We start from the raw sequence: 20,031 nt of genomic DNA, 5'->3' as shown, positions 1-20,031 counted from the left end.
CATGTGGGCACAACCTGCGATTTCGACTTTCAAGGGGGCATCAGACGATGGCGACAATAAAGACAACTGACAGCGATTTTTCTGTCGACGTCCTGCAGGCCGACCGGCCTGTTCTTGTTGATTTCTGGGCGGAATGGTGCGGCCCCTGCAAGGCGATCGGGCCGGCGCTGGAAGAATTGAGCGATGCCCATGGCGAGGCGATTTCCATCGTCAAGCTGAACATCGACGAAAATCCGCTGACGCCGCAGCAATATAATGTGCGTGGCATCCCCACATTGCTGATCTTCAAGAATGGCGAGGTCGTTGCCGAGAAAATCGGCGCTGTGCCGAAATCCCAGCTTGAGGCATGGATCACCGGCACCATCGCCTGATCATCCGCATGGCCCGATGTCAGTCGGGAAGGCTGGCATTCTGCGCCAGCACATGACCTGCCAGATATAACGACCCACAGATCATGACAGGCAGCCCTGAATCCGCGGGGCCGTCTGCCAGCTGTTTCAGTGCGTCGGCAACCGACCTGGCACTCTGTGCTGCTGGAAAGCTGTGTTGTGCGGCCCGCGCCAGATCAGCGGCGGACAGGCTGGCGGGCTGATCCGGAATCGCAACGCACTGAAGCGATGCCGCAAGAGGCGCGATGCGGTGCAGGAATTCATCGGCTGGCCGGGTGTCGAGAGCGCCGCAGATGAAATGCCATTTTCGCGCATCGATTCCCGGCAGCGCGGCGGCCAGCGCGTCCGCCCCATGCGCGTTGTGTGCGCCATCGATCCAGACCGGGCGCTCGACAAGCCGGCTCAAGGGTCCGCTGGAAAGCCTCTGCAGCCGTCCCGGCCAGATGGCGCTCTGGACACCGGCGGCAAGATCGTCATCGGCAAGGTCCGGCAGGACACAAACAAGTGCCGCAACGGCAAGCGCCATATTTGCCTGCTGGTGGGGACCGTGAAGCGACGGGGCCGGAAGCCGGATGCGCCGTGTGCCCGCGGCGCTGTGCATATCGATATCAATGCCGCCATCCCGGTTCGGCGTCCAGCCGATGTCGCGTCCAAGCGCCGTCACTTCGGTGCCGAGGTGGGAGGCGTATGTATCAAGGGCCGCCATCACCTGCGGCTGCTGGGCGGCGCTGAAACAGGGAACGGACCCGCGCATGATGCCGGCTTTCTGGCTGGCAATACCGGCCAGATCGCTGCCAAGGAAATGTTCATGATCGCGCGCCACCGGTGTGATGATCGTGGCCGCTGGCGTTGACAGCACATTTGTCGAATCCAGCATGCCGCCAAGGCCGGTTTCGAGAAGCAGAAGATCAGCCTCGACGCGCGAAAACGCCAGAAAGGCGGCGGCAGTCGTCACCTCGAAGAATGTGACCGGCATGTCGCCATTGGCGGCCTCGACCTCTTCGAGAAGGCTGGCAAGCTCGCCATCACCAATCAGATTGCCTGCCAGCCGGATCCGCTCGTTGAAGCGGCACAGATGCGGCGATACATAGCAATGAACCCGCAAACCGCCGGCTTCGGCCATGGCCCGCATCAGCGCGATGACGGATCCCTTGCCGTTGGTACCGGCAACATGGATGACCGGTGGCAGACGGTGATGTGGGTTGCCGAGCCTGGCAAGAAGGTCAAAGGTGCGGTCCAGTCCCAGATCAATCAGCTTTGGATGAAGTGACGTCAACCTGGTCAGCGCATCACTGGCGCGCTGTGTATCGTCCGGAGATGGAGATGACGGCATCAGGCGGCCCTTGTGGCCTCGCGCTGATCCATCAGGAAGCCGAGAATGCGACCGATATAGGATGGCTGCTCGGCGCGCGGAATCACCGCGTCGACCATTCCGTGATCCTGAAGATATTCGGCGGTCTGGAAATTCTCGGGGAGCTTTTCTCGGACGGTTTCCTCGATCACCCGCCGGCCGGCAAATCCGATAATGGCACCGGGTTCGGCGATCTGCAGGTCGCCAAGCATGGCAAAGGACGCGGTGACACCGCCGGTTGTCGGGTGGGCCAGCAACACAATATGCGGCAGACCCGCTGCACGAACCTTCTCCACGGCCAGGATCGTGCGTGGCAGCTGCATCAGTGACAGCACACCTTCCTGCATGCGCGCGCCGCCGGTCGACGGCACCGTGATCAGCGCGGCATCCTGCGCCACCGCGGTTTCGGCGGCGGCGATGATGCCATTGCCGACCATGCGTCCCATCGATCCGCCCATGAAACGGAAATCGAAGGCGGCGATGACGGCCTTGCGACCCCCAATGCGGCCATGCGCGACAGCGATCGCGTCCTTGACCCCGGTCTTGGCGCGGGTGTCCTTCAGCCGGTCCGCATAGCGGCGCGAGTCGCGGAATTTCAGCGGGTCGTCGGCAATCGCCGCCAGTTCGACCTTTTCAAAACCTGCATCATCAAAAATCATCGCGAAGCGTGCTTCGGGTGGCAATGGCGCGTGATGGCCGCAGGTCGAACAGCAATTGTTTGCCTGTTCGAATTCGCGGTGAAAGATCATCTGGCCACAGGCCTTGCATTTGACCCACAGATTGTCAGGAACGTCATTGGAGGTGACAAGCGCCTTGATCTTCGGCAGCACCGCGTTGGTGATCCAGTTCATCTAACAGGCTCCCTTTCCCGGGTATGGTCCGCGCAGATATGGCAGATGACGATCATCTCCGACCCTCATGCCGATGTTTCATCTCCGGCGGCCGGCAGCCGCCACGCCTTGTGCAAGATCGCCAACAAATGCGGCAATTTTGGACACGATTTCCGGCGTTCCCCGGCCATCCTTGTCAAGATTGTCCGCGATGATGTCGACAACGGCAGATCCGACAATGGCGCCGTCAGACAGGCTGGCAGCCTCGCCGGCCTGGTCCGGTGTCCGGATCCCAAAACCGGTGACAATCGGCAGGTCGGTTGCGGCCGAAATCCGGCTATAGGCAGCTGAGATACTGTCCGCAGCAGCGCTTTGCGTGCCGGTAATGCCGGTAATGGCAACATAATAGACAAAGCCGCTGGCGGTGCCGAGAACGACAGGCAGGCGCGCGGCATCGCTTGTCGGGGTGACAAGGCGGATGAAATCCAGCCCCGCCTCGCGCGCTGGCAGACACAGCTCGTCATCCTCTTCCGGCGGCAGGTCGACGACAATCAGCCCGTCAACCCCGGCCGCGACAGCATCGGCAAGGAAGGCATCGACACCATAGATGTAGATCGGGTTGTAATAGCCCATCAGAACCAGCGGCGTATCGGGATGTCGGGCCCGGAACCCGCGCGCCATCTCCAGCGTTCCGGCAAGCGTCATTCCAGCCGACAGCGCCCGCAGCGAGGCGGCCTGAATGGCCGGTCCATCTGCCATCGGGTCGGAAAAGGGCATGCCAACCTCGATGATGTCTGCCTTGGCCGCGACCAGCGCGTCGAGAATGGCACCGGATGTTTCGGCGTCGGGATCGCCGGCCGACACAAACACACCGAGAACGCCGCGGTTTTCGGCGTGGGCATTGGCAAAGGCAGCTTCGATTCGTGAAGTCATTTTCAGGGTCTTTCCGTCTTGAATGGCGGCCCGTTCGGCTGGCCGCGTCTGATGGCTCAAAGCTTGCCGCGTTCCTCGAGCATCGGCAGCACCGCACCAAGGTCCTTGTCGCCGCGTCCACACATGTTGAGGATCACGATCTCGTCCTTGTCCATGTCGCCGATGATCGTGCCGACAAAAGACAGGGCGTGCGATGGCTCAAGCGCCGGGATGATGCCTTCCAGGCGTGAACACAGTTGGAACGCATCAAGCGCCTCTTCGTCCGTGGCGCTGACATATTCGACCCGTTTCATATCATGGAGCCATGAATGTTCCGGGCCGATCCCCGGATAGTCCAGACCCGCTGAAATGGAATGTGCGTCAATGATCTGGCCATCTTCATTCTGCAGCAGATAGGTCCGGTTGCCATGCAGAACGCCCGGCGTGCCACCTGTCAGCGAGGCTGCGTGGAGTCCGGACGGGATACCCTTGCCGGCCGCCTCGACACCGAAGATCCGCACCGAATCATCGTCAAGGAAGGGATGGAACAGCCCCATCGCGTTCGACCCGCCGCCGATACAGGCAACGATGGTGTCGGGCAGGCGTCCCTCGGCATCCATAATCTGCTGGCGGGCCTCACGGCCAATCACCGACTGGAAATCACGCACCATCTGTGGATAGGGATGTGGTCCGGCAACAGTGCCGATGATGTAGAAATGCGTCTCGGCATTCGCCACCCAGTAGCGCAGCGCCTCGTTCATGGCGTCCTTCAGCGTGCCGGTTCCCGATGTCACCGGATGAACCTTGGCACCCAGAAGCCGCATCCGGTCGACATTCGGCTTTTGCCGACGCACATCCTCTTCACCCATGAAGACTTCGCATTCCATGTCGAACAGGGCGCATGCCGTGGCGGTGGCGACACCGTGCTGGCCGGCACCTGTCTCGGCGATGATCCTTGTCTTGCCCATCCGCTTGGCAAGCAGCGCCTGTCCGAGAACGTTGTTGATCTTGTGCGCGCCGGTATGGTTCAGCTCGTCGCGCTTCAGATACAGCTTGGCACCGCCATAATGCGCCGTCAGTCGCTCGGCGAAATATAGCGGGCTTGGCCGTCCCACATAATGCGTCTGGTAATAGGCAAGCTCGTCGGCGAATTCTTTATCGCTCTGGGCCGCCTTGTAGGCGCTTTCCACCTGCAGGATCAGAGGCATCAATGTTTCAGCGACAAAGCGCCCGCCATGCATGCCAAAGCGGCCTCGCTCGTCGGGCTGGTTGCGCAGGGAATTCATGTTGATATCGGTCATGGTCCATCCGGTCGAGGCGCTGGTCGCCGCGTGTTGGTGTGAAAGCGGAAATCTACCCCAGCTGGGCCGCCAAGACAAAGTTGCGAATGCGGTCTGCGTCTTTTTTTCCGGGTGCCGATTCAACGCCGCTGGAGACATCAACGGCGCTGGCCCCGGTGACCGCAATGGCCCGTGCGACATTCTGCTGGGACAGGCCGCCGGCAAGCATCCATCTTGTCTGCCCGGCATGGTTGGCAAGCAGCGTCCAGTCGAACACATGGCCGGTGCCGCCCGGCAGACCGCTGGGATCCCCCTTGGCGTCGAAAAGCAGCCACTCGGCAATCCCGTCCCAGGAACCGCAGATCTCAAGGTCGGCAGATCCCGCCACCCGGATGGCGCGGATCAGCGGCAGGTCGAATCGATCACGGATCCGGCTGGCGCGTTCGGGTGTTTCATCGCCGTGAAGCTGCAGATAGTCCGGACGCGCGGCCTCAATCACGGCGGCAAGGCCGTCATCCTCCATGTCGACGGTCAGGGCAACACGGGCGGGGGCCGCGGCATGCGGCGCGGTCCGGTCGGCATGGTCGGCCAGCGTCCGCGCTGTTGCAAGGTCAAGGTGCCGTGGTGAACGTGGATAGAACACCATCCCCACAAAGGCGGCGCCGGCATCCCGGCAGACATCATAGTCTCCGGTCGTGCCGATGCCGCACACCTTTACCGCGATGGATGTATCCAGCGCCTGTTGCGGCGTCATGAATGGCCTCCAAGGACGGGTGGTGTCGTGGTCTTGCCCTGTTCCATCTCCGCCAGTCTTGTTTCGGCGGTGTTGGCGCGTTGCTCGGCCTTGCCGAGCTGGCGCTTCAGCCGCCAGTTGCGTGACCGCGCCGCGACAAGTGAAAGCCAGACAAGACCGCCACCAATGACCGCGCCGGCACAGATCGCACCGAGTGTCAGCATCCATATGGCCAGCTCAAGCTGGCCGGCCAGCGGCCACAGCTTCACAATGACCATGTGATTGTTGGAGGCGGCAAAGACCATCGCCAACACAATCGTGCCAAGCGAGATGATCACCCAGAAAAAACGGCCTATGAAACGCATGGCCGTGATCAATCAGCGGTTCAACCGCTCACGCATACCCTTGCCCATCTTGAAGAAAGGTACTTTCTTCTCGGCAACTTCGACGCTGGCCCCGGTTCGCGGGTTCCTGCCGGTACGCGCCTTGCGGTGACGGACAGAAAAAGCCCCGAAGCCACGCAGCTCAACACGATCGCCGCGTTCCAGCGCACCACCGATCTCGTCAAGGATGGTTCCCACCAGCCTTTCAATGTCACGGTGATACAAAGCAGGGTTCTTCGCCGCCAGCCTGGCGATTAGTTCCGAACGTGTCACGGCCACACCTACTGTAATCAAAGGGAAATTTGGTTCAGCATGCCCTTTGGGGTCTGGCAGGTCAACAATCTTGCCGGTTGATGCCGCTGGTTTTCGGCTTTTGAGGTGTTTCCGGGGTGAAAATTCCCGGAACGGCGGGCGTCAGGGCATAAAAAAAGGGGACGAATCGATGCCATCAGCGCCGATTCGTCCCGGAATGTTGTGTCAGGCTTACTCGTCGTCGCCTGATTCGCGCTTCGCGAGGGCAGCGCCGAGAATGTCACCAAGGCTGGCCCCGCTGTCGGAAGAGCCATACTCCTCGACAGCCTGCTTTTCCTCGGCTGTTTCGCGTGCCTTGATCGACAGGGTGAGCTTGCGGCTCTTCTTGTCGATGTTGGTGATCACGGCATCGACCTTCTCGCCAACGGCAAAACGGTCGGAGCGCTGCTCGGCACGGTCACGGCTGAGATCGGCACGGCGGATAAAGCCGGTCAGCGATTCGCCGACACTGACTTCGATACCATTGTCGGTCAGCGCGGTAACCGTACAGGTCACAGCCTCGCCCTTGCGATGGTTGTCCATCTGGCCGGCAAACGGATCGTCTGTCAGCTGCTTGATGCCAAGCGAGATACGCTCCTTGTCGATATCGACATCCAGGATCTTGGCTTTCACCATGTCACCCTTGGAAAAGCCTTCAAGCGCGGCTTCACCGGTCACATCCCAGCTGATGTCGGACAGGTGGACAAGACCATCGATCTCCTCGGTCAGGCCGACAAACAGGCCGAATTCGGTGATGTTGCGAATTTCACCCTCGATCTCGGTACCAGCTGGATTCGCCGTGCTGTACTCTTCCCACGGATTGCCGCTGCACTGTTTCAGGCCAAGCGAAATACGACGCTTCGAGAGATCGACGTCGAGAACCATCACTTCCACCTGCTGGCTGGTCGAGACGATCTTGCCAGGATGGACGTTTTTCTTGGTCCAGCTCATTTCTGACACATGGACAAGACCTTCAACGCCGGCTTCGAGTTCAACAAACGCGCCATAGTCGGTGATGTTGGTCACGCGGCCTTCCAGCTTCATGCCGATCGGGAACTTGCCTTCGACACTTTCCCACGGGTCGGACTGAAGCTGCTTCATGCCAAGCGAAATACGCTGTGTTTCCGGGTTGAAGCGGATGACCTGAACCTCGACGGTTTCGCCAATCTGCAGGGCTTCCGACGGATGGCTGATACGCTGCCATGCAATGTCGGTCACGTGCAGCAGGCCGTCGACACCACCAAGATCGACGAACGCGCCGTAATCGGTGATGTTCTTGACCACGCCCTGAAGGACCTGACCTTCCTGAAGGTTGGAGACAAGCTCCGAACGGGCTTCGGCCCGGGATTCTTCCAGAACGGCCCGCCTGGACACGACAATGTTGCCGCGACGACGGTCGATCTTCAGAATCTGGAAGGGCTGCGGGGTTCCCATCAGCGGTCCGAGGTCGCGGACCGGCCGGATGTCGACCTGGCTGCCGGGAAGGAAGGCTGTGGCACCCGACAGATCAACGGTGAAGCCACCCTTGACCTTGCCGAAAATGACGCCGGTAACGCGTTCCTGCTTTTCAAAGGATGCCTCAAGAAGGCCCCATGCCTCTTCGCGACGTGCCTTGTCGCGCGACAGCATGGCCTGACCATTCTTGTCCTCCATGCGCTCGACATAGACCTCGATCTCGTCGCCGACATTGATGTTCGGTGCCTGGCCGGGGGTTGTCAGTTCCTTCAGCGGAACGCGGCCCTCCGATTTCAGGCCCACATCGATGATGACGGCTTCACCCTCGACGCCGACGACAAAGCCGCGAACGACACTGCCCTCGATGTTGGTGTTTTCGCCAAAGCTCTCAGCAAGAAGATCGGCAAAATTCTCTGTTGCAGCGTCAGCTGCGGACGTGTTCTGGGATGTCAAAAAAATCTCCGTTTTCGCCTGCGGCCCTGCCCGGCATCATGCCGGTGGATGGCCTGTTGTTCCTCAGCTGGCGATGAGGGCCGGTCAAGCTGAACAAGATTTCCCCGCAACGATCTGCCGTCACGGTCCGCATGCTGCGGATCAAGGAAACCCAGGCCGGGTTTTTGGTGGCGAATGGTTGGTTTGCCGCCAGCGTTGTCTGTTTCACACAAGAAGGGTCGGCCGTTCAGTCTGCCGGCCCTCCGGTCTATCGTTCCCGCTGATTTTCGATATGGCTTACCGCTGCGGCGAACACGCCGTCCGCGTCGAGCCTTGTCGTGTCGATGATCATCGCGTCGTCTGCCGCCTTCAAAGGCGCCGTATTCCGCTCCCGGTCGCGCCGGTCCCGATCCCGCATATCCTCGAGAACGTCGCGGAACATAACGGATTGCCCGGCGTCTTGCAACTCCTGGCTGCGTCGTCTTGCACGTTCTTCCAGATCGGCATCGATAAAGAATTTGAAATCGGCGTCCGGCAGGATCACGCTGCCGATATCACGACCATCCAGAATGGCACCGTCATGCGCAGGCGTATCACTGGCAAAGCGGCGCTGGAAGGCCAGAAAATTCTGCCTGACTGCTGGCATGGCGGCAATGACCGATGCCATGCCGGCAACATTGTCAGTGCGGATTGCCGGCGTGCCTGCCATTGCCAGATCAAGCGTGTCTATCGCGGAAGCGGCCAGATTTTCCTGAATTTTTTCAGGAGTTTGACCATTTTCGAGAAGATGGAGCGCCAAACAGCGATAGAGCGATCCCGTATCAAGATGCGCCAGATTGAAATGCGCCGCCAGCCGTTTGGCAAGCGTGCCCTTGCCGCTGGCAGCCGATCCGTCGACGGCGATGATCATGCTGTGGCGCCGGCACGCAGCGCCGCGCCGCAACGGTTCATGCTGTCGGCAAAACCCGGAAAGCTGGTGTTGATGGTGCCGCAACCGGTGACCGTGATTGGTGCCTGCGAAACCATGCCGAGTGTCAGAAATGACATCGCGATCCGGTGATCATGCTGCGAATCGATGCTGATACCACCAGCGATGGTGCTTCCCGTCACGGTCATGCTGTCCTCGTCATAGGTGACGGATCCGCCTGCGGCGGCAATGCCGTCGGCAACGACGGCGATGCGGTCGGTTTCCTTGACCCGCAGTTCTTCGACGCCAAGCATGCGGGTGACGCCCGTGGCCTGGGTGGCGGCAATGGCAAGGATTGGATATTCATCAATCATCGAAGCAGCCCGCATCGGGGGCACGTCAATGCCGTGAAGCTGGCTGTGGCGCACTTCCAGATCGGCGACATCCTCGCCGCCTTCCGTTCGCCGGTTGGTGATCGTGATATCCCCGCCCATATCGATCAGGGTCTGGATCAGGCCTGTGCGCAGCGGGTTCATGCCAACAGACGGAATCGTCAGGTGGCTTCCCTCGGTTATCAGGGCTGCCACCATCGGAAAGGCGGCGGACGAGGGGTCTCGCGGCACCATGATATCCCTTGATTTCAGGGTTGCCTCGCCCTCCAGCTCAACAACATGTGTGCCGTCAGCATCGGTATGCGAGCGAACTGTCGCCCCGAAATGCCGCAGCATGGCTTCGGTGTGATCGCGCGATGCGGTCGGTTCGCGCACGATGCTGGTGCCGCGCGCATTCAGGGCCGCCAGCAGAACAGCCGATTTGATCTGCGCCGAGGCAACCTTGCTGGTGTGGTCTGCTGCCAGCGGCGTGTCGGCACCGGTGATCGTCACCGGCAGCCTGTCACCGTCACGCGCGGTAATGCTGGCGCCCATCGCGGCAAGCGGGTCTGTGACACGCGCCATCGGACGACGGCTGAGCGATTCATCACCGCAGAAGGTCGCTGTCAGCGGCTGGCCGGCAACAACCCCCATCAACAATCGTACACCGGTGCCGCTATTGCCGAGGTCGAGCGGGCTGGTTGGCGAGACAAGGCCCGATGTTCCAACCCCGGTGACATGCCAGCTGCCGGCGTCATCGCGGGTGATGGTGGCCCCAAGCGCCTGCATGGCACGGCCTGTTGCCATGACGTCGTCGCCCTCGAGCAGGCCATCAACCTTTGTGGTTCCGATAGCCAGACCACCAAGGATCAGCGAGCGATGGGAGATCGATTTATCCCCCGGAACATCAAAGCGCCCCGACAGACCGGCATGGCGTCCTGACTCGAGGGTATCCTGGGTGGTGAGCGATTTGTCGCCTGACATCTTTACGGGCACTTTCTGTCTTGGCACCGCGACCCTGAATGGTCCCGGCGCTTTCGGGAATTTGTTGCGCGCAGTGATAACATCCTTGTCCGCCGGTAGGCAATGATACGGTCCGCCGGTAGGCAATGATAGGGTCCGCCGGTAGGCAATGATGCGGCGAACAGGCGCGCCGTGTGCCGATATCACCGCGCCGACAGCCGATTTATTGTCACAGGTGCGAAATTTGTTTTTGACAGCGATGCCAATTTGTATCAAATCGCACTATGGCGTCCGTGCTGGACACCCTGTTTGTGTGTCACCCAGCCTGCTGCCGGTGGCGGTGGGCGCGGCTTGAATAGGTTTATATCATGGCGAAAGCTGAACTTGGCCTGAAGCGTAGCTGCCTTTCATGCGGCATGCGCTATTATGATTTTAACCGGACACCCATCATCTGCCCCGGGTGTCAGACTGAATTCGACCCCGAACTCGTGGTCCGCAGCCGCCGTGGCCGTGCCGCGCTGAAAAGTGACAGCAAGGCCGGCAAGGCCGCTGCCGCAGACCTGGCGGATGATATTACGGCAAACGACGAAGATGAAACGCAGACCGACGACGATACATCTGTAGATGACAAGTCGGATGATGATGTCGGCTTCGATGATGATGATATCGATGTCAGCGATGATGACGATGCCGGGCTGATTGACGATGATCTTGATGAAGAGGACGGGATCATCACCGGCATTCCCAAGGACGACGAATAGGCACCCCGTTCAGCCACCATTTTTTTCTTGCCCGCCCGGTGCAGGGTGGGATAGACAGTGGGGCGTCCGGGCCTGGCCCGCGGCACGACCGGTTGGATCACCTGACCATTGATTGCGAGATCGCGAGATCGCGAGATCACATGTGACGGGGCTATAGCTCAGCTGGGAGAGCGCTACAATGGCATTGTAGAGGTCAGCGGTTCGATCCCGCTTAGCTCCACCAACCGCTTCAAAAAAACCCGCCGTGAGGCGGGTTTTTGCTTTTCGGATATTCGGCTTTGATATTCGGCTTTGATATTCTGTGCGGGGTGGGGTCAGGCGGCCGCAAGCTGGCCGGTCACCGCCTCGCGCAATGCCGCTTCGCTGTCCGCCGCCCGCAGGATGTCAATCGAGGCCCGAAGCTGGCGCGATGCAAGGCCAAGCGTGGCCAGATGGCCGCCATTGTCCTGGTCACTGCCAAGAACAAGCATGACAATGTCAACCGGCTTGCCGTCGGGACTGTCGAAATCGACCGGCTTTTCAAGGGTCGCCAGCAGCGAATATGTCTCTGTCGCGCCGGTGATGGTTGCGTGCGGCAGCGCGATGCCGTGACCGATCGCGGTGCTGCCCAGCTTTTCGCGCTCGATCACCGAATCAAGGATTAGCCGTTCGCACAGATCGGCATGGCGCGCCACACGGCAACACAGGCTTTCAAGGAGCTGCTTCTTGCTCGTTACCGCATGCCGGCACAAGAAGATGCCCGGCATCAGGTCCGTTCGAATCATGAAATGGCACTCAAAATATCGTCGGGGTGCGTTGGGTGAAGCAGGCTGTGATGCCGCTGCCCTTGGCAAGGTGGCGGGAACCTAGAAGCAAGATGGATGCCTGTCAAGCACGCATCGCGAGGTCGCGCAGATCCCCGGTCATCGCGGCGTTCCGGGCATCCGGGCCGCCAGCCGACCGGGCATGGTTTCGTCGGTGGGACAATTTCAGATTGAGAATCGATTCTTCAGATCGAGAATTGATCGCCAAGATACACCTTGCGAACGCCCTGGTGGCCAATCACCTCGTCAGGGGTGCCTTCCATCAACACCGTGCCGTCGTGAATGATGTAGGCCCGGTCGACGATGTCCAGTGTCTCGCGAACATTGTGATCGGTGATGAGAACACCGAGCCCGTGCATTTTCAGCTGGGCGATCAGATTCCGGATGTCGGTCAGGGCGATCGGGTCGATTCCGGCCAGCGGTTCGTCAAGCAACAGGAATGTCGGTCGCATTGCCAGCGCCCGCGCAATTTCCAGCCGCCGGCGCTCACCACCGGACAGATTGACCGAGGCTGTGTTGCGCAGATGGGCGATCGAGAATTCGGCCATCAGATCGTCGAGAATGGCGTCGTGGTCACTTTTCGAGCCTTCGGTCGTCTCCAGCACGGCGCGGATGTTCTGCTCAACGGTCAGACCGCGGAAAATGCTGGATTCCTGGGGCAGATAGCCAAGTCCCAGACGCGCCCGCTGGAACACGGGCAGGTCGGTGATTTCCGTTCCATCGAACTGTACATTGCCCTCGTCCGCGGGAAGCAGTCCAACAAGGATATGGAATGTTGTCGTCTTGCCGGCCCCGTTGGGCCCAAGCAATCCAACAGCTTCACCACGCTTGAGCTGCATCGACACGTTGCGGACAACCCGCTTGCCGCTGAAGCTTTTGCCGATGCCGCTTGCCACCAGACCTTCCTGGCGCGAGATCAGGCGCGGTCGGTTCGGATCCACCGGCTGCATGTCCGCCGATTGCACGTCCGCCGATTGCATGTTGATGTCGGAAGTGACCATGATATCTCGTCTGATTACAGGCGGTTAACCTAACGGCATTTTCCTTTAATCTCAACGGTCAATTGTCGGCATGGTCAGAATTCCTGTCAGTTTGCCTGAAGGACACCGCTGACCCGGCCGCCCGACCCGGCCGATAACATCCGGCTGTTGCCTGTTTTCAGGTCAACTTCGGCCCGGCCGCCAAGCATCTGGCTGCCACCATCGATGATTTTGACATTGCCGGTTACCGTGGCCAGTTCGGTGCCGGCGTCATAGGTTGCGGCATCGCCGGTGGCTTCGCGGTCGGCGGTTGAAACCACCCTCACATCGCCTTCTGCATCAATCGAGGTCAGGCTGCCATCGGCTGCGAAATAGGCATGTACCAGATTGCCGGCAAAGACCCGGCCGGCGGAGTCGGTATAGATGGCGTTGCCGATGGCCGTCATCTTCTGGGTGTCATCCGTGTTGGTTTCCAGATCGATGGATCTGCTGGCCGTGATGGTTCCGCGGGTTCCCGACACGGCTGCGTCCGGTCCTTCGACACGGTAATTCCGCGTCGCGATCTTGTAGACCAGCTTGCTGCCTCTGGCGCGCGATGTGTCGTCCTGATAGGTGACCCGGCCTTCCGCCGTCACGGTTTCGATATCGCGTTCTTCACTGTCAGGGTCATAGGTGGCGACCAGCACATTGCCGCGGATTTCCGTGGTGCCCTGAATGGCGACAGCATTGCCCTTTGCGGTATAGATGCCATCGGTCTGGTTCCATTCCAGTATGTCATCCGCCTCAATGGTCAGGGGCGCGTTGTCCTGCGCTGAAGCGCCGATAGGCAGCATCACGAGCGCGGCAACAAACAGGCCGAGAAAACCCGACCGAATCTCCGACGGTGTTATGGGCGATTTATGAAACATGGTTTCCCCTTGAAAGTTGCGCTATGGGCACGGTTATGACGAGACATGTCTGGCTGGCTATGGATCAGGACCCCGTTGCCTTGTTGAGTGGCGCCTTTTTATGGGCCGAACCGTTTTGGGTCGTACCGTTATGAAGTGTCAGGCGCGGCTTGTTGGTAAAGATGATGGTGCTTCCCCGGTCGATCACCTGCATGCCGCCGGCAAGGATCACGCCGCTGTCACTGTTCACCTGTACCGGCCTGTCGGTATTCATATGACCATCTTCAAGATTGGCGTGGATCACTTCGGCCGTCATCACAAGGCTGTCATCACGGCTGGTGATCCGCACATCTCCGATCAGGTCCAGTTCCGTCATCTCTGGAAAATAGACCCCTGTTGCCGATGTGACATTCATCACATCACCACTGGCGCGCAGCAGTTCGGCGGTGGGCGATGACAGATCGACGACACCATTCTCGCGTTCGCGCGCCACTTCGGCGGTGATCTCGAACGGCTCGCCGCGTGTCGTCTGGCCGCGATATACAGCGCCAGTCAATTCGACATCGCCTGTTTCCTCTATCTTGATATCGCTGACCCGCAGCCGGATTTCATCCTGCTGATTGAACAGGCCAAGCCACAGGACGGTGCCGAATGACATTGCGACACCAAGCCCGATGAACAGCAGGCTGGTCCGGATGCCGCGTCGTTCGGGATCTGCCTGTCTGGCGCGCGGTGCGAATTTCGGCGCTGACTGGGCGGTGTCCTGTTCGTCTGCCATTGATGCTGACCCTAATGGTGAAAGATATCGAGATCGGCGAAGCCGCCCAGATCCATGCCGGCACGAACCGGCAGGAATTCAAAGCAGGCCCGCGCGATATCGGTGCGGCCCTCGCGTGCCAGCATCTCGTCCAGCACGGCACGAAGACGGTGCAGATACAGAACATCGCTTGCCGCGTATGTCTGCTGCGCCTCGCTCAGCGTTTCGGCACCCCAGTCCGAGGATTGCTGTTGCTTGGAAATCTCGACGCCGATGAGTTCGGCGCACAGATCCTTCAGACCATGCCTGTCGGTATAGGTGCGGCACAGCTTCGAGGCGATCTTGGTACAGTAGATGGGACCATTGATGGCACCGATGGACTGTGCCAGCGCGGCAAGATCGAACCTTGCGAAGTGAAACAGCTTGGTGACAGCCGGATCGGCCAGAATGCCCGCCAGATGCGGTGCGGGCGCAAGCGGATGCGCCATCTTCACCAGATGCGCGTCACCGTCACCTGCCGACAGTTGAACAAGGCACAGCCTGTCCCGGTGCGGGTTCAGCCCCATCGTTTCGGTGTCGATGGCAATCTCGGTGCCTAGGTCGATGCCGTCCGGCAGGTCATCATGGTGAAGATGTATGGCCATCCTGGTGATTGTCCTCAAAGTCTGGCATCCGGCCGGGTGCGCCACCGCGATCGGGTATATGTACATGATGCGTGAACCGGAACCCGGATCGCCGACCCACATTACAGGATCAGCATGATGAAATGCCAGCTAAACCTGCCCTGCAACCAATATCGCGGGGCGCTGTTGCCGGTCGGCGGAAATGGCGCAGTTGCCGTCGCTGGCACAAAAATGGGTGGACAACAGGTTGGTGCAGATTGAACGGTGAGATGGCTTTGAAGCTGGGGATGCAGTCATGAAATCACACTATCGCGTGGTTGTTGTCGGCGGCGGGGTCGTTGGTGCGTCGATTATCTATCATCTGGCAAAGATGGGATGGTCGGACATCTGTCTGCTTGAACGGTCGGTGCTGACAGCCGGGTCCAGCTGGCATGCCGCCGGCGGTGTGCATGCGCTGAATGCCGATCCCAACATTTCCGCCCTTCAGGCCTACACGATCGATCTTCTTGGCAAGATCGAGGAAGAGAGCGGACAGTCGATCGGCATGCATCTGACCGGTGGACTGACCCTGGCCGGCACCCCTGACCGCTGGGAATGGCTGCAATCCGCCTACAGGGTCTATCAGAGCATCGGCATCGAGGATGTGCGGCTTGTCAGCCCGGACGAAGCCGGCGCGTTATGCCCGGTCCTGTCGACCGACGGCATTCTTGGCGGATTGTGGGCCGACCGCGAAGGCTATGTCGACACCACGGGAACGGTGCTGGCCTATGCCGGCGCGGCGAAAAAGAATGGTGCCACGGTAATCGAGCATAACCGGGTTCTCGAACTCAACCAGACGGCGGATGGCTGGAATGTGGTCACCGAAAAGGGCACGATTTCCTGCGAACATGTGGTGAATGCCGCCGGATTGTGGGCCAAGCAGGTTGGCCGCATGGCCGGCATCGAATTGCCGGTGTCGCCGCTGTCACACCATTATCTGCTGACCGAAGCGATCCCCGAGATTGCCGCGCTGGACGGTGAATTGCCGTTTGTCGTCGACCTCGAGGGCTTTACCTATATGCGCCAGGACCAGCACGGCATGCTGCTTGGCATTTACGAAACCAACCATCAGCACTGGATGATGGATGGTGCGCCGTGGGATTACGGGATCGAGCTTCTGCAGGAAGATATCGACCGGATCGAGCATGAATTGACCATGGGTTTTGAGCGCTATCCGGTGCTGCAGACAGCCGGTGTGCGGAACTGGGTCAATGGCGCCTTCACCTTTTCACCCGATGGCAACCCGCTGGTGGGTCCGGTGCCCGGCAAGCGCGGATACTGGTCGGCCTGCGCCGTCATGGCCGGGTTCCTGCAGGGTGGCGGGGTTGGCAAGTCGCTTGCCGAATGGATGATTCATGGCGAGCCGGAAGCCGATGTCTATGGAATGGATGTGGCGCGCTACGGCCCCTTTGCGGAAAACAGGGAATATATCAAACAGACGACCGGCCAGTTCTATTCGCGCCGCTTCGTGATGACCTATCCAAATCAACAATTGCCCGCTGGTCGGCCGCTGAAAATGGCGCCGGCCTATTCCGAGATGGATGCGGCAGGCGCGGTCTGGGGCAACAGCTGGGATCTCGAGGTGCCGTTGTATTTCGCGCCGAAGGGATTTGCCGAGACACCTTCACTGAAACGATCCAACGCCTTTGATCTTGTCGGGGCAGAATGCCGCGCGGTACGTCGCGATGTCGGCCTTCTGGACATTACCGGATTTTCGCGCTTTGAGGTCAGCGGACCACATGCCGAGGCATGGCTGAACAGGCTGTTTGCCACGAAACTGCCGACGCCGGGCCGGGCACGGCTTGCGGTTGCGCTTGGCGCGGATGGACGGCTGAAAGGCGATCTGACCCTGTTCAACTGGGGTGACGGCAGCTGGTGGATCATGGGCTCCTACTATCTGCGGCGCTGGCATATGCGCTGGTTCGAGGATCACATGGATGACGGTGTGCTGGTACGCGACCTTGGCGAGGAAATGGCCGGGTTCTCGCTGTCCGGGCCGGGCTCGCGCGCGGTGCTTGAAAAACTGACTGACGGGCCGATTGACGAGCTGTCCTTCATGGGATGCGGCAGCTTTGATGTCGGGCTGGTTCGGGCCCGGGTAGGCAGATTGTCGGTCACCGGCGAGGCGGGTTACGAAATCAACTGCCGTATGGGAGACCACATCGCGCTGCGCCGGATGCTCGTTGACGCCGGTGCCGATCTTGGGATGGTCGAATATGGATTCAATGCCATGCTGTCGCTGCGGCTTGAAAAGAGCTATGGAATCTGGTCGGCCGAATTCACGCAAGGCTACACGCCGGGGATGACCGGCATGGACAGGTGGATTGACTGGGACAAGGCGGATTTCATCGGTCGTGACGCCGCCATTGCCGAGCGTGACGGCAATGGTCCGGCGCAACGGCTGGTCACAATCGAGGTGGCAGCCGATGATGCGGATGCCAGCGGGTTCGAACCTGTCTGGTCAGGCGATCAGCGTGTTGGTTTCGTGACATCCGGCGGCTATGGTCATATTGTGGAAAAGTCGCTGGCGATGGCGCTTGTCGACAGCGATCTGGCTTCGGTTGGTGCCAGGCTTGGCGTCCATATCGTCGGGGTGAAGCGCGATTGTTCGATCATCGCACCATCGCCCTATGATCCGGCTGGTGCGGTGATGCGCGCCTGACCTGTTGGCTGGTGACAAATATTTGGGTGAGGAGAGTGTGATGAGCCAACAGTTTGACGCAATCATTATCGGTACCGGTGTGATCGGCACCGCGGTGGCTTTCGAAATGGCAAAGGCCGGATGGAAGACGCTGTCGCTGGATCGCAATACCCGGATCGGGCATGGATCCACGGCAGGGTCCTGCGCCATCATCCGCATGCATTACTCGACATTCGACGGCACGGCCTTTGCCTGGGAGGGATATCACTACTGGCGTGACTGGCAGAGCTATCTTGGTCTGCCGGCGGGATCCGACCTGGCGAAATTCAAGGAATGCGGCTGTATGGTCATGCGCACGGCGGCAAATGACTATCTGGACAAGCATCTTGCCAACAGCCGGGATCTGGATATCCCGGTCGAAGAATGGGATGCTGCGGCCATCCGCGAGCGGCTTCCCATCTATTCGCTGGACAGTTTCGCGCCGCCGCGCCGGATCGACGATCCGACCTTTGGCATGCCGAATGGCGATACCATAGCCGGCGCGCTTTACTGGCCGAATGGCGGCTATGTCACCGACCCGTCGCTGTCCAGCCAGAATCTGGCAGATGCCGCCAGATTGCATGGGGCCGAATTCCGTCTTGGCGCCGAGGTGGTGGAGATTCTGAAGTCACAGGGGCGTGTCACGGGCGTCCGCCTTGCCTCCGGCGAGGACATTCATGCGTCTGTCGTGGTCAATGTTGCCGGGCCGGCATCCGCCCATATCAATGGTCTGGCAGGTGTTCTCGACGAGATGACCATCGAGACAAGACCGCTCCGCCAGGAGGTGGCGCATGTGCCGGCACCCGATGGATGTGATTTTGACGATATCGGCATGGTGGTGTCGGATTCCGATATTGCCTGCTATATCCGGCCCGAACATGGCAACAACATCCTGATTGGCAGCGAGGATCCGGCCTGCGATCCGCATATGTGGGCCGAGACGGATGTCGATTATGAACGCGAATTCACGGACCAGTGGAACAATCAGGTGATGCGCTATGGTCAGCGGGTTCCAAGCCTTGGCATCCCGTCACAGACACGCGGTGTTGTCGATCTCTATGATGCCTCGACCGACTGGATCCCGATCTATGACAAGACATCGCTCGGTGGCTATTACATGGCCTGCGGAACAAGCGGCAACCAGTACAAGAATGCGCCAATCGCCGGCAAGATGATGGCGGCGCTGATCGATTATTGCGAGGGCGGTGCCGATCATGATGAAGCGCCGCTTCAGTTCACGCTTCCCTATATCGGGCGGGACATCAATGTCGGTTTCTATTCGCGCAAGCGCGAGATCAATAACGAAAGCAGCTTTTCTGTCCTGGGATAGGGCCGGTCATCCTGTTCGGTCTGCCGGTATGATCCGCATACCGCCAGCCCCCGCGGGGCGGCTGTCAGCTGTCGGATTTGGGTCGGGGTGACTGGCGGGTGACCAGTTTCAGAAACACCATCACAAAGATCACCATTGCGACATAGAGGATCAGCACATGCGGATGCTCCTGCAACCCTTCATGGAGATTGTCGTTCATGCAGACGAAATCCTTTCGGAAGTCGCTGACCAGTTCGTTCTGCGAGAGAACCTGACAGGCATTCATTTTGTCTTCACTCATCACCGCACTCCCAGACTGTCACTCAGCAGAATGTCCTTCAGAAACATCAGCGTGAAATAGCCGGCATTCGTCATCACCACAAAACATATGAACAGGCGTAATTCCGCCTGCAGATCGTCGCCAAGAAGACGTCTGAAGAACCCGCGTGACAGAAGGATCGAATATTCGATCACGTAAAGCGCCAGAACCCCGGCATTGAAAAACAGAACCGTTGTCATCCCGGCCTGCCTGTCGGCGACAAGGCTGCCGGCCGCGATCAGGGCTGCCAGCGCCGCGGCAACCGCAAAACGGACGGTGAATGCTCTGGAGATAAAGGAAAACCTGGCAAGGGTCGATCCGGGCTGTCCGTGCGCCATCGCAAACAGCAAGGTCAGGCTTGCCGCGTGAAGGGCAAACAGGACAAGCAGTTTGGCCGAGGCCAGCCCGTCTCGCTGTCCAAAGATGAGATCCGTCGCGTTGCTGTCCATGCTGCCACATCCTGCCGGCCAGTACGCTCCCCCGACCCGTCACATAGGCTGTTTACGGGTGATGTTCAATGCGACAACGCCAAACTGCGCGACAACGCCAATCTGCGCGACAACGCCAACCTGCCGC

21 protein-coding genes and 1 tRNA gene are annotated in these 20,031 nt (G+C 59.9%); 5 read left to right on the top strand and 17 right to left on the bottom strand.

What is annotated here, in order from left to right; genetic code table 11:
- Positions 1 to 47: 47 nt before the first annotated feature.
- A complete protein-coding gene (gene trxA, locus AB3X55_08425; protein ID MEX0503606.1) occupies positions 48 to 371 on the top strand; it encodes a thioredoxin in 324 nt (107 codons plus the stop codon).
- 19 nt (positions 372 to 390) lie between these two features.
- Here trxA and AB3X55_08420 read toward each other — a convergent pair whose 3' ends face one another.
- The 10 genes from AB3X55_08420 to aroA form a co-directional block, all read right to left on the bottom strand.
- Positions 391 to 1,722 (bottom strand): folylpolyglutamate synthase/dihydrofolate synthase family protein, encoded by a 1,332-nt coding sequence (locus tag AB3X55_08420; GenBank protein ID MEX0503605.1) that lies wholly within the window; start codon positions 1,720 to 1,722, stop codon positions 391 to 393.
- The gene (gene accD, locus AB3X55_08415; protein MEX0503604.1) at positions 1,722 to 2,591 is read right to left on the bottom strand and encodes an acetyl-CoA carboxylase, carboxyltransferase subunit beta; all 870 of its coding nucleotides are present in this window, start codon (positions 2,589 to 2,591) and stop codon (positions 1,722 to 1,724) included. Before accD ends, AB3X55_08420 begins: the two co-directional genes overlap by 1 nt.
- Positions 2,592 to 2,669: 78 nt before the next feature.
- Positions 2,670 to 3,503 (bottom strand): tryptophan synthase subunit alpha, encoded by an 834-nt coding sequence (gene trpA / locus AB3X55_08410; protein MEX0503603.1) that lies wholly within the window; start codon positions 3,501 to 3,503, stop codon positions 2,670 to 2,672.
- Between the two features lie 56 nt (positions 3,504 to 3,559).
- Positions 3,560 to 4,783 (bottom strand): tryptophan synthase subunit beta, encoded by a 1,224-nt coding sequence (gene trpB, locus AB3X55_08405; GenBank protein ID MEX0503602.1) that lies wholly within the window; start codon positions 4,781 to 4,783, stop codon positions 3,560 to 3,562.
- Positions 4,784 to 4,835: 52 nt separating this feature from the next.
- Positions 4,836 to 5,516, bottom strand: coding sequence for a phosphoribosylanthranilate isomerase (locus AB3X55_08400; protein MEX0503601.1), 681 nt, complete (start codon positions 5,514 to 5,516; stop codon positions 4,836 to 4,838).
- Entirely contained in the window at positions 5,513 to 5,860 is a 348-nt protein-coding gene (locus AB3X55_08395; protein MEX0503600.1) for a lipopolysaccharide assembly protein LapA domain-containing protein, read from the bottom strand. The genes AB3X55_08400 and AB3X55_08395 overlap by 4 nt, the downstream gene beginning before the upstream one ends.
- A gap of 12 nt (positions 5,861 to 5,872) precedes the next feature.
- The gene (locus tag AB3X55_08390; protein MEX0503599.1) at positions 5,873 to 6,151 is read right to left on the bottom strand and encodes an integration host factor subunit beta; all 279 of its coding nucleotides are present in this window, start codon (positions 6,149 to 6,151) and stop codon (positions 5,873 to 5,875) included.
- Positions 6,152 to 6,361: 210 nt separating this feature from the next.
- Entirely contained in the window at positions 6,362 to 8,077 is a 1,716-nt protein-coding gene (rpsA, locus tag AB3X55_08385; protein ID MEX0503598.1) for a 30S ribosomal protein S1, read from the bottom strand.
- 247 nt (positions 8,078 to 8,324) lie between these two features.
- Positions 8,325 to 8,966: a (d)CMP kinase gene (cmk, locus tag AB3X55_08380; GenBank protein ID MEX0503597.1), complete on the bottom strand. Its 642-nt coding sequence runs from the start codon at positions 8,964 to 8,966 to the stop codon at positions 8,325 to 8,327.
- Positions 8,963 to 10,318: a 3-phosphoshikimate 1-carboxyvinyltransferase gene (aroA, locus tag AB3X55_08375; protein ID MEX0503596.1), complete on the bottom strand. Its 1,356-nt coding sequence runs from the start codon at positions 10,316 to 10,318 to the stop codon at positions 8,963 to 8,965. The genes cmk and aroA overlap by 4 nt, the downstream gene beginning before the upstream one ends.
- Before the next feature lie 347 nt (positions 10,319 to 10,665).
- On the opposite strand from aroA, the gene AB3X55_08370 reads away from it, so the two are divergent.
- Both AB3X55_08370 and AB3X55_08365 read left to right on the top strand, forming a co-directional pair.
- A complete protein-coding gene (locus tag AB3X55_08370; GenBank protein ID MEX0503595.1) occupies positions 10,666 to 11,058 on the top strand; it encodes a TIGR02300 family protein in 393 nt (130 codons plus the stop codon).
- 147 nt (positions 11,059 to 11,205) lie between these two features.
- Positions 11,206 to 11,281, top strand: a tRNA-Ala gene (locus AB3X55_08365).
- Between the two features lie 91 nt (positions 11,282 to 11,372).
- Here the strand turns inward: AB3X55_08365 and AB3X55_08360 are convergent.
- From AB3X55_08360 to AB3X55_08340, 5 genes are all read right to left on the bottom strand, one after another.
- Positions 11,373 to 11,822: a PTS sugar transporter subunit IIA gene (locus tag AB3X55_08360; GenBank protein ID MEX0503594.1), complete on the bottom strand. Its 450-nt coding sequence runs from the start codon at positions 11,820 to 11,822 to the stop codon at positions 11,373 to 11,375.
- Positions 11,823 to 12,046: 224 nt separating this feature from the next.
- Positions 12,047 to 12,811 (bottom strand): LPS export ABC transporter ATP-binding protein, encoded by a 765-nt coding sequence (lptB, locus tag AB3X55_08355; protein MEX0503593.1) that lies wholly within the window; start codon positions 12,809 to 12,811, stop codon positions 12,047 to 12,049.
- A gap of 137 nt (positions 12,812 to 12,948) precedes the next feature.
- Positions 12,949 to 13,749 (bottom strand): LptA/OstA family protein, encoded by an 801-nt coding sequence (locus tag AB3X55_08350; GenBank protein MEX0503592.1) that lies wholly within the window; start codon positions 13,747 to 13,749, stop codon positions 12,949 to 12,951.
- Positions 13,750 to 13,813: 64 nt separating this feature from the next.
- Entirely contained in the window at positions 13,814 to 14,506 is a 693-nt protein-coding gene (gene lptC, locus AB3X55_08345; protein MEX0503591.1) for an LPS export ABC transporter periplasmic protein LptC, read from the bottom strand.
- Between the two features lie 11 nt (positions 14,507 to 14,517).
- Positions 14,518 to 15,129, bottom strand: a complete 612-nt coding sequence (locus AB3X55_08340; GenBank protein MEX0503590.1) for a ribonuclease D — start codon at positions 15,127 to 15,129, stop codon at positions 14,518 to 14,520.
- Between the two features lie 274 nt (positions 15,130 to 15,403).
- On the opposite strand from AB3X55_08340, the gene AB3X55_08335 reads away from it, so the two are divergent.
- Both AB3X55_08335 and AB3X55_08330 read left to right on the top strand, forming a co-directional pair.
- Positions 15,404 to 17,809: an FAD-dependent oxidoreductase gene (locus AB3X55_08335; protein MEX0503589.1), complete on the top strand. Its 2,406-nt coding sequence runs from the start codon at positions 15,404 to 15,406 to the stop codon at positions 17,807 to 17,809.
- A 40-nt stretch (positions 17,810 to 17,849) separates the two neighbouring features.
- Complete coding sequence (locus tag AB3X55_08330) at positions 17,850 to 19,157, top strand: NAD(P)/FAD-dependent oxidoreductase (protein ID MEX0503588.1); 1,308 nt, start codon at positions 17,850 to 17,852, stop codon at positions 19,155 to 19,157.
- A 64-nt stretch (positions 19,158 to 19,221) separates the two neighbouring features.
- Here AB3X55_08330 and AB3X55_08325 read toward each other — a convergent pair whose 3' ends face one another.
- Together AB3X55_08325 and AB3X55_08320 are read right to left on the bottom strand one after the other, a co-directional pair.
- Positions 19,222 to 19,437 (bottom strand): hypothetical protein, encoded by a 216-nt coding sequence (locus tag AB3X55_08325; protein ID MEX0503587.1) that lies wholly within the window; start codon positions 19,435 to 19,437, stop codon positions 19,222 to 19,224.
- Positions 19,437 to 19,904: a hypothetical protein gene (locus AB3X55_08320; protein ID MEX0503586.1), complete on the bottom strand. Its 468-nt coding sequence runs from the start codon at positions 19,902 to 19,904 to the stop codon at positions 19,437 to 19,439. The genes AB3X55_08325 and AB3X55_08320 overlap by 1 nt, the downstream gene beginning before the upstream one ends.
- Positions 19,905 to 20,031: the final 127 nt, after the last annotated feature.

The organism is Alphaproteobacteria bacterium LSUCC0719 (assembly GCA_040839025.1).
Lineage (GTDB): Bacteria > Pseudomonadota > Alphaproteobacteria > Puniceispirillales > Puniceispirillaceae > UBA8309.
This window is presented reverse-complemented; position numbering and strand designations above follow the sequence as displayed.